Genomic DNA, 9,181 nt, shown 5'->3' with positions numbered 1-9,181 from the left:
CGCGCCAGCGAAGAAGCCCAGGGCACCATCCGCTGGCTGCGCCCCGAGTTCCAGGATCCCGCCCGCCGCAACGCCGCAGCAGCATCAGCCCCCGCGCCCGAGCAAACCGCCATGGAACTCGTCGGCGGCGCCAATGCCCCCGAAGCCGAAGACGAAGCGGCGGCCCCCATCGCCGCAGCGCCCGCCGCCCGCCTGCCCTGGCCCGCCGACCTGCCCGAACAGATGCGCGCCGTCGCCGATGCCCTCGCCCACAGCACACAACCGCTCGACGAGAACGCACTGGCCACCCGCTTCACCGGCCGCGGGCCGTGGAAGAAACGGCTGCCGCAGATCCTGGAGACGCTGGTGGTGCTGGGCAAGGCGCAGCGGGAGACGGGGGCGCGCTGGCGGGGCGCCTGACCCCCGCGAGAGAAGCCTGCTGCACGGGGGAGAAGATCCTCCTGCACACGCACACGGTCGCTGGATACACTGAAACGCCCCCGGAACACCACGACCACCCGCGATCGCCCATGCGCCATAGCACGACCCTGATGCCGAACCCCCTGGACCCTGGCCACGGGCTGTCCACCGCGGACCCGCCCAGCGCCACCCAGCGCATCGTGGACGCCATCACCACCGCCATCGTCGAGCGCCGCCTCATGCCCGGCACCAAGCTGGCCGAGCAGCCCATCGCCGACATCTTCAACGTCTCGCGCACCCTCGTGCGGCAGGCGCTGATGCAGCTCAGCCGCGACCGCCTGATCACGCTGGAGCCGGCGCGGGGTGCGTTCGTCGCCCAACCCAGCGTCGAGGAGGCGCGGCAGGTCTTCGCCGTGCGGCGGATGCTGGAAACCGCCCTCGTCCAGCAGCTCGCCCCCCGGATCACGCCCGCCCAGATCGAGGAACTGCGCGCCCACCTCGTCGCCGAACGCGAAGCCGTCCTGCGCACGGATGTCCCCGGTCGCACGCGGCTGCTGGCCGATTTCCATGTGGTGCTGGCCCGCCAGCTGGGCAACGCCGTGCTGGCACAGTTGCTGACCGACCTGCTCTCGCGCTCATCGCTGATCTCGCTGATGTACCAGTCCTCGCACTCGGCCGAGCATTCGCAGGACGAGCACGTCGCCATCGTCGAGGCGCTGGCCCGCCACGATGGTGAAGCCGCGGTGGCGCTGATGGCCGCCCACATCGGCAGCGTCGAGCGCAACCTCAGCCTGAACCCGCGCATCCACGACCTCGCCAGCGCCCTGGCGCCGTCGCCGCTGGACTGAGCCGCACCCGCCGAACGGCCGCGACAGGCCAGTGCGGGCAAGGGTTCGACCCGATCGCACAAGCAGTTTCTGGCACGCAAACTGCTTCCCAAAATTGTCCACCAAACTGTATACGATCCGGAGCACCCCCATGCTGACCCATTCGCCGCTTCGCCGCACCGCTCTGGTGCTCGCCTGTGCTTCCCTGCTGGGCACGCTGCCCGCGGTGGTGCAGGCCCAGGAAACCCCGGTCAAGTTCCAGCTCGACTGGCGCTTCGAAGGCCCGGCCGCGCTGTTCCAGATGCCCGCCACCAAGGGCTACTTCAAGGCGGAAAAGCTCAACGTCACCATCGACGCCGGCAACGGCTCGGGCGGCACGGTCACCCGCGTGGCCTCCGGCACCTACGACATGGGCTTCGCCGACCTCGCCGCGCTGATGGAGTTCCACGCCAACAACCCGACCGCGCCGAACAAGCCGGTGGCGGTGATGATGGTCTACAACAACACGCCGGCCGCCGTGCTGGCGCTGAAGAAGTCGGGCATCAAGACCCCGGCGGACCTCTCGGGCAAGAAGCTCGGCGCCCCGGTGTTCGACGCCGGCCGCAAGGCGTGGCCGATCTTCGCCAAGGCCAACGGCATCAACAATGTCGCCTGGACCGCGATGGACCCGCCGCTGCGCGAGACCATGCTGGTGCGCGGGGACATCGACGCGATCACCGGGTTCTCGTTCACGTCGCTGCTGAACCTCGAAGCGCGGGGCGTGAAGGCCGAGGACGTGGTCGTGCTGCCGTATCCGCAGTTCGGCGTGAAGCTCTACGGCAACGCGATCATCGCCAGCGAGGAGTTCGTCAAGAAGAACCCCGAGGCGATCAAGGCGTTCCTGCGGGCGTTCACCAAGGGCGTGAAGGACGTGATCGCCGACCCCAAGGCGGGCGTGGAGACGGTCAAGGCCCGCGACGGCATCATCAACAGCGAGCTGGAGCTGCGCCGCCTGCAGCTCGCGCTCGACGCCACCGTGCTGACACCGGACGCCAAGGCGGAAGGCTTCGGCGACGTGAAGGGTCCGCGCCTGTCGCTGATGGCCAGCCAGGTCTCGGACGCCTTCGCCACCAAGGAGCGTGTCAAGGCCGAGGCGGTGTGGAACGGCAGCTTCCTGCCGAGTGCCGCCGACCGCAACATCTTCACCGCCGCGAAGAAGTGAGCCGCAGCACACCATGACGACCGCCTTCGTCGATTTCCAGGATGTCTGGCTCGCCTACAACGACGAACTGCTCGCCAGCGGACAGTTCGCGGTGGAGAACATCAACCTGACCGTCGGCGAAGGGGAGTTCATCGCCATCGTCGGGCCGTCGGGCTGCGGCAAGTCCACCTTCATGAAGCTGGCCACCGGCCTGAAACGCCCGAGCAAGGGCCGTGTCGTGATCGACGGCCAGGAGGTCACCGGCCCGCTGAAGATCACCGGCATGGCGTTCCAGGCGCCGAGCCTGCTGCCGTGGCGCACGACGGTGGAGAACGTGCTGCTGCCGCTGGAGATCGTCGAGCCCTACCGCTCGTCGTTCAAGCAGAAGAAGGCCGAGTACCAGGACAAGGCGCGCAAGCTGCTGCAGAGCGTGGGCTTGGGCGGCTACGAGGACAAGTTCCCGTGGCAGCTCTCGGGCGGGATGCAGCAGCGGGCGTCGATCTGCCGGGCGCTGGTCCACGAGCCGAAGCTGCTGCTGCTGGACGAGCCGTTCGGCGCGCTCGATGCGTTCACCCGCGAGGAACTCTGGTGCGCGCTGCGCGACCTGCAGGCAGTGCAGAAGTTCAACGTCATCCTCGTCACGCACGACCTGCGCGAGAGCGTGTTCCTGGCCGACACGGTGTATGTCATGAGCAAGAGCCCTGGACGCTTCGTCGTCAAGCGCGAGATCGACCTGCCACGTCCGCGTGACCTGGAAATCACCTACACCCCGGAATTCACCGGCATCGTGCATGAACTGCGCGGCTACATCGGCGCGATGCGCAAGCCCGCCGCCACGCCCACGGAGATCGCGCAATGAACAGCAAGACGATGGAACGCTGGTCGCCGTGGATCCTGCTGCTGGTGGTGCTGCTGCTGTGGCAGGTGCTGTGCTCGGCGTTCGGGGTGTCCGAGTTCATCTTCCCGAGTCCGGCGGCCATCGGCTCGGCGCTGATGGAGCACAGCGCAACCATCGCCGGCCACGCCTGGCGCACCTTCTGGGTGACGATGGCGGGCTTCGGGCTGTCGATCGTGGTGGGCGTGCTGCTGGGCTTCCTGATCGGCAGCTCGCGCATGGCCTACACCGCCGTCTACCCGCTGATGACGGCGTTCAACGCGCTCCCGAAGGCGGCGTTCGTGCCGATCCTGGTGGTGTGGTTCGGCATCGGTGTCGGCCCGGCGATCCTGACGGCTTTCCTGATCAGCTTCTTCCCGATCATGGTGAACATCGCCACCGGGCTGGCGACGCTGGAGCCGGAGCTGGAGGACGTGCTGCGCGTGCTGGGCGCCAAACGCTGGGACGTGCTGACCAAGGTGGGGCTGCCGCGCTCGCTGCCCTACTTCTACGGCTCGCTCAAGGTGGCGATCACGCTGGCCTTCGTCGGCACCACGGTGTCGGAGATGACCGCCGCCAACGAGGGCATCGGCTACCTGCTGATCTCGGCGGGCAGCTCGATGCAGATGGGGCTGGCGTTCGCGGGGCTGGTGGTCGTGGGCGCGATGGCGATGGTGATGTACGAGTTCTTCTCGGTGGTCGAGAAGCGCACCACTGGCTGGGCCCACCGCGGATCGAATGCCCACTGAGCCTGCGGCCGGGGCATGATGGCGCCCATGGACACCTTCACCCGCCCCGACCCCACCCCGGCGCAGATGCTGGTGCATCTGCGCCAGGCCGCCGACATCGCCCGCGCCGCGATGGCGCAAGGCCACCACCCCTTCGGCGCGCTGCTGGTGGCACCGGACCACGAGACGGTGCTGCTGATCCAGGGCAACGTCGATAGCGTCAACCACGCCGAAGCGGTGATCGCCCGGCAGGCGGCGGCCAAGTTCGACGCCGATCTGCTGTGGGACTGCACGCTCTACACCACGGTCGAGCCGTGCTGCATGTGCGCTGGCACCCAGTACTGGGCGGGCATCGGACGTCTGGTCTACGGCATGAGCGAAACCAGGCTGCGCACGATGACCGGGCGCCACCCGGAGAACCCGACGCTGGATGTCCCGTGCCGGGAAATCTTTTCCCGCGGCCAGAAACCCATCCGGGTCTGGGGTCCGGTGGCGGAGATGGAGGATGCCCTGGCCGAGGTCCACCAGCGTTTCTGGTCCACCCGATGACCATGGGCCATGCCGGGCATCGCAAATAAATCTGTCGCTGCACCGCAGCAACGACTACACTGCGCCCACAGACATGCACAAGGCCGTTTCTTCAAGGTCTTGCTCCTCTTCCGCTTCGCCGCCCGAGCAGTACAGGCGGAGCCGGCCCAGGTCATCAAATCCCCGGTTTGACGTTTCTTGAGTGTCTCTGTCCCTGCGTCTGCCATGTGGTTTTTGGCATGCACAGGGTGCTCTTCATTTTTCAACACTCAACAAGGAACATCATCCATGAGTACGACCCAAACTGGCACCGTGAAATGGTTCGACGACGGCAAGGGCTTCGGCTTCATCACGCCGGCCGACGGTAGCAAGGATCTGTTCGCCCACCACAGCGAAATCAAGAACAACGGCGGCTTCCGCACCCTGGCTGAAAACCAGAAGGTCGAATTCGAAGTCAAGCAAGGCCCCAAGGGTCTGCAAGCCTCGAACATCCGCGCGCTGTAATCAGCCGCAGGCCCTCGGGCCATCAGAAAAACCGCCGCTTCCGTGGCGGTTTTTTTTCGTCCCGCGGCTTTCTTGCACCGCATTGCAATGTTGCAATGTTGCATTGTCTATTTCTATTCCCCATGGGCTGGCTTGGACACCTGAACCTCGACTACACGCTGGACGGCAGCCGCACAGTCGCGCTCGACCGGCACCACGGCCCGCTGCGTGTGCTGCAGCGGCTCTACCCGGAGGGTGATGCGGTCTGTCACCATGTGCTGGTCCACCCACCGGGGGGTCTCGTCGGCGGTGATGTGCTGCAGATCGACGCCCAACTGGCGGCCGGCACCCACGCGCTCATCACCACACCAGGCGCCACCCGCTACTACCGCAGCGCCGGACAGCCCGCCGTGCAGCAGGTAAAAGCACACCTCGCGGACGGTGCCAGACTCGAATGGCTGCCCATGGAAACCATCGCCTACCGGCAATGCCTCGCCGAAAACCGCCTGCGCTTCGACCTGGCACCTGGGGCGGAGATGATCGGCTGGGACTTGCTGGCACTCGGGCTGCCTGCGGCCAACATGCCGTGGGACCGCGGCCGCTACACCCAGCGGCTGGAGTTGCCCGAGGTGTGGCTGGAGCAGGCCACCATCGACGCCGCAGACCAGCGCCTGCTCGACAGCCCCTTGGGCTGGGCAGGACGGCGGGTACTGGGGACGCTGTGGTTCACGGCGGGCGCACCGCTGCCGACCACGCAGCGCACCGCCCTGCTCGACAGCGCCCGGCTCGCCATCGGCACCAGCGCGCTGGCCGCCACCGCAGGCGTGACGGCACCCCACGCGCGCGCGGTGGTGCTGCGCGTGCTGGCTGAACGGGTCGAGCCGGCGATGCACCTGCTGGTGGCCGTGCGCAACGCCTGGCGGGCCGCGGCCTGGCAACTCGCCGCCCACCCACCCCGCATCTGGCGCACCTGAAACGCGGCCCCATCGCAGGCTTTCTGTGCGGCCATGGCCGGTACCGGCTCGGTAGACTGCCACCATGGACACCCTGATCGCCCCACCACCGCCCTTGTCCACTGGCTTGTCCACCGGCCGTGTCGGGCTGCTGCTGACCGGAGGTGGCGCCCGCGCGGCTTACCAGATGGGGGTGCTCAAGGCCATCGCGCACATCGGGCGTGAAGCCGGCGCACCGCGCACCAGTCCCTACCAAGTCATCGCGGGCACATCTGCCGGGGCCATCAACGCCGCCGCGCTGGCGTGTCAGGCCGATCGCTTCGACGCCGCCGTGGGCGAAGTGGTCGATGTCTGGTCGCAGTTCCGCTCGGAGCAGGTCTACCGCACCGACTCGCTGGGGCTCCTGCGCACCGGCGCGCCCTGGCTGACCATGATGTCCTTCGGCTGGGCGCTGCACCGGTGGCGGCGCGCCCGGCCCCGTTCGCTGCTGGACAACAGCCCGCTCGAAACCCTGCTGCTGCGCATGGTGCGCTTCGACCGGCTGCCGCGCCTCATGGCCGAGGGACATCTGCACGCGCTGGCCGTGACAGCGTCCAGCTACTCCAGCGGCGAGCACGTCACGTTCTACGAATCCGCACACGACATTCCCCCCTGGACCCGCTCGCAGCGGCTGGCGGTACGCACCCAGCTCGGTGTGCGGCACCTGCTGGCCTCGTCTGCGATCCCTTTCGTGTTCCCGGCCACTGCGCTGCCGGTGGGCGACCGGATGGGCTGGTTCGGTGATGGCTCGATGCGGCAGGCAGCGCCCATCTCGCCCACGGTCCACCTCGGCGCCGAGCGGGTGCTGATCGTTGGTGCAGGCCGGATGCACGAACCCCCTGGCGACCACCAGGAGGTCAGTGGCTACCCCAGCATCGCGCAGATCGCCGGCCATGCCCTGTCGAACATCTTCCTCGACGCGCTCGCCGTGGACATCGAGCGCCTGCAGCGCATCAACAGCACGCTGGCGCTGTTGTCGCCCGAAGCGCGTGCCCGCACGCCGCTGCGCCCGATCGAAGCCCTGGTGATCGCGCCGAGCCAGCGGCTGGACGATCTCGCGGGCAAGCACCTGGATAGCCTGCCCCGCACCATCCGGGCGCTGTTGCGGGGCGTCGGCGTCACGGGCCAGGGCGAAACAGCCCGCGGCGCGGCACTGGCGAGCTACCTGCTGTTCGAGTCCGGCTACACGCGCGAGCTGATCGCCCTCGGTGAAGCCGATGCCCGGGCAAAAGGGGACGAGGTGCGGGCGTTTTTTGGCTGGGGTGCGCGCACGGCAGCCTTGCCCGACCTTCGGCTCACTTCTTCTTCGTCGATTTGACTTCCCCGGCCTTGTCCGCGCCGACGGCACGCTCGAAGGTGCCGCCATTGACGGTCAAGCCGCCGGTGGAGAACTTGGCCGCCGTCGCCTGCTTGACGCCCTTGACCCGCTCCATCACGTCGGCCCAGTCCTTGAACGGCGCCTTCTTGCGCTCGTCGAGGATCTTGCCGGACATGGCCGGGCCGATGCCCTTGACCGATTCCAGCTCGGCCTGGCTGGCCTTGTTGATGTCGGCCGCGGCCAGACAGGTGGCTGCAGCCAGGCTCAGCACGACACTCAGGATTTTCCGGATCATCTGCATGGTGGTTCCCCTCGGTGGTCATGGGCACATGGACTCATGTGCGCGACATGCAGGGCAACGATAGGGGCTGGGCACCGCAGCCGCATCCCTCCAAAGGGTCACACCGATGGGGGATAGCCGGGGAGCGCGTTCAGTGGTCTTCGAGGCGGCGCGGCGGGAAGGTGTCCCAGCCATGGCAGCCGGGGCATTGCCAGAAATACTGCTGCGCCTCGAATCCGCAGGCAGCGCAGCGGTAACGCTGCAGCGGCTTGAGCGCCTGCGCGACGCTGGTCTGTACCGCCTGCAGCTCTTCGACACCCAGGGCTTCACGGCCATGCTCGCGCAGCAGACTCAGCGCCGGCCCCAGACCGGGCTGGACGTGCAGATGCTCCAGCAGCAACTGCCGACGCGACTGCGCATCGCCGTCGAGCTTGAGCAACGCGGCCAGCAGGTCCGACGTCGGCGCACGGGCGTGCAGCTCGCGCAGCACCGTCCTGGCCTCATCGCCCCGCCCGCAAGCCAGCGCGCTGGTGGCGAGATCGGTGGCGATGACCGACAGCGCGCCGGGGTGGACCGCCGCCAGCGGCAGCCACCAGCCGAGCGCCTGGTCGTGCTGTCCGAGCCGGGCACAACGCTGGCCGGCCAGCACCAGCGGCCGCGCCGCTTGCGGGGCGGCCTGGCGGGCTTTTTCCAATGCCGCCAGCGCATCTTCACCGTTTCCACGGGCATCGGCTTCGAGCGCGAGTTCGCAGCCGTAGTGGGCAATGCGCTGGCTGAACGACCCAGCGGCCACCGTTTCCAGTCCGCGCGCCACCTCGATGGCGGATTTCCAGTCGCGCGAGCGTTCATGCAGCGTCAGCAGCGCCAGCCGGGCGTCGGTGGCGAATGCGGTGCCCTCCAGCGCCTTGTAGGCGGCCTCGGCGCGGTCGAAGAGCCCCGCCTTCAGGTAGTCCTGCGCGAGCGCGTGCTGGGCGCGGTCACGCTCGGCGGCGGGCAGATCGGCGCGGGCCAGCAGGTGCTGGTGGACACGGACGGCGCGCTCGTACTCGCCACGGCGGCGGAACAGATTGCCCAGGGCGAAGTGCAGATCGGAGCTGCCAGGGTCGTGCTGGACCGCCTCGATGAAGGCGTCGATGGCCTTGTCCTGTTGCTCGTTCAGCAGCAGGTTGAGTCCCTTGAAATAGGCGCGGGGCGAGGATTCAGCGTCCCGGCGCCACTGACGCAGATCGAAGCGCGACGCCAGCCAGCCGAAACCGAACGCCAGCGGCAAGCCCAGCAGGAGCCACTGCAGGTCAAATTCCATCGCGGGCGGCAGGGTTCAGGGGCACATCGGCGACCACGGCCAAGGGAGCAGCAGGCGTGGCAGCGGTGCGCGCACTGGTGGCCGCAGGGGATGGCGTTGCAGGGAGTCGGCGGCGCTGGCGCCACCAGTTGGGGGTCATGGCGAGCACGCCAAAAACAGCCCCAGCCGCAAAGACCACGAGCACCATCAGCACCATCGGGGCGCGGAACTCGAAGCCGAAGAACCATTTGAGTTGCGCTTCGTGCTGGTTGTTCAGCGCGAAGGCAAAC

11 protein-coding genes and 1 pseudogene are annotated in these 9,181 nt (G+C 68.0%); 9 read left to right on the top strand and 3 right to left on the bottom strand.

Translation table 11 applies throughout. The annotated features are described in order from the left end of the window. The 9 genes and pseudogenes from QZW52_RS17225 to QZW52_RS17185 form a co-directional block, all read left to right on the top strand. A pseudogene (locus QZW52_RS17225) lies at nt 1–399 on the top strand (class I SAM-dependent DNA methyltransferase); the annotation flags it as partial. A gap of 131 nt (nt 400–530) precedes the next feature. Further along, nucleotides 531–1,247, top strand: coding sequence for a GntR family transcriptional regulator (locus QZW52_RS17220; protein WP_294000967.1), 717 nt, complete (start codon nt 531–533; stop codon nt 1,245–1,247). A gap of 130 nt (nt 1,248–1,377) precedes the next feature. Continuing rightward, nucleotides 1,378–2,427 carry an ABC transporter substrate-binding protein gene (locus QZW52_RS17215; protein WP_294000966.1) on the top strand — a complete coding sequence of 350 codons (1,050 nt, stop codon included), beginning with the start codon at nt 1,378–1,380 and terminating at the stop codon, nt 2,425–2,427. A gap of 13 nt (nt 2,428–2,440) precedes the next feature. After that, nucleotides 2,441–3,265, top strand: coding sequence for an ABC transporter ATP-binding protein (locus QZW52_RS17210; RefSeq protein ID WP_294000964.1), 825 nt, complete (start codon nt 2,441–2,443; stop codon nt 3,263–3,265). Beyond that, on the top strand, nt 3,262–4,029 hold the full coding sequence (locus tag QZW52_RS17205) for an ABC transporter permease (RefSeq protein WP_294000962.1): 768 nt from the start codon (nt 3,262–3,264) through the stop codon (nt 4,027–4,029). The genes QZW52_RS17210 and QZW52_RS17205 overlap by 4 nt, the downstream gene beginning before the upstream one ends. A 27-nt stretch (nt 4,030–4,056) precedes the next feature. Further along, nucleotides 4,057–4,557, top strand: coding sequence for a nucleoside deaminase (locus QZW52_RS17200; RefSeq protein ID WP_294000961.1), 501 nt, complete (start codon nt 4,057–4,059; stop codon nt 4,555–4,557). A gap of 267 nt (nt 4,558–4,824) precedes the next feature. Next, nucleotides 4,825–5,040, top strand: coding sequence for a cold-shock protein (locus tag QZW52_RS17195; protein WP_294000960.1), 216 nt, complete (start codon nt 4,825–4,827; stop codon nt 5,038–5,040). 122 nt (nt 5,041–5,162) lie between these two features. Then, nucleotides 5,163–5,993, top strand: coding sequence for an urease accessory protein UreD (locus QZW52_RS17190; protein ID WP_294000959.1), 831 nt, complete (start codon nt 5,163–5,165; stop codon nt 5,991–5,993). A 64-nt stretch (nt 5,994–6,057) separates the two neighbouring features. Next, nucleotides 6,058–7,329, top strand: a complete 1,272-nt coding sequence (locus tag QZW52_RS17185; RefSeq protein ID WP_294000957.1) for a patatin-like phospholipase family protein — start codon at nt 6,058–6,060, stop codon at nt 7,327–7,329. Here QZW52_RS17185 and QZW52_RS17180 read toward each other — a convergent pair. From QZW52_RS17180 to QZW52_RS17170, 3 genes are all read right to left on the bottom strand, one after another. Beyond that, nucleotides 7,307–7,630 (bottom strand): ComEA family DNA-binding protein, encoded by a 324-nt coding sequence (locus QZW52_RS17180; RefSeq protein WP_294000955.1) that lies wholly within the window; start codon nt 7,628–7,630, stop codon nt 7,307–7,309. The genes QZW52_RS17185 and QZW52_RS17180 overlap by 23 nt on opposite strands. A gap of 130 nt (nt 7,631–7,760) precedes the next feature. Continuing rightward, on the bottom strand, nt 7,761–8,912 hold the full coding sequence (lapB, locus tag QZW52_RS17175) for a lipopolysaccharide assembly protein LapB (protein ID WP_294000954.1): 1,152 nt from the start codon (nt 8,910–8,912) through the stop codon (nt 7,761–7,763). Next, nucleotides 8,902–9,181, bottom strand: a 280-nt coding sequence (locus tag QZW52_RS17170; RefSeq protein WP_294000952.1) for a LapA family protein, incomplete at its 5' end; no start/stop codon positions are given. The genes lapB and QZW52_RS17170, both read right to left, overlap by 11 nt.

Origin of the sequence: Sphaerotilus sp. (assembly GCF_013299175.1) — a bacterium.
In the GTDB taxonomy this organism is placed as follows: Bacteria; Pseudomonadota; Gammaproteobacteria; order Burkholderiales; family Burkholderiaceae_C; genus Sphaerotilus.
The sequence above is the reverse complement of the archived record's forward strand: the minus strand, read 5'-3'. Positions and strand labels throughout refer to the sequence as shown.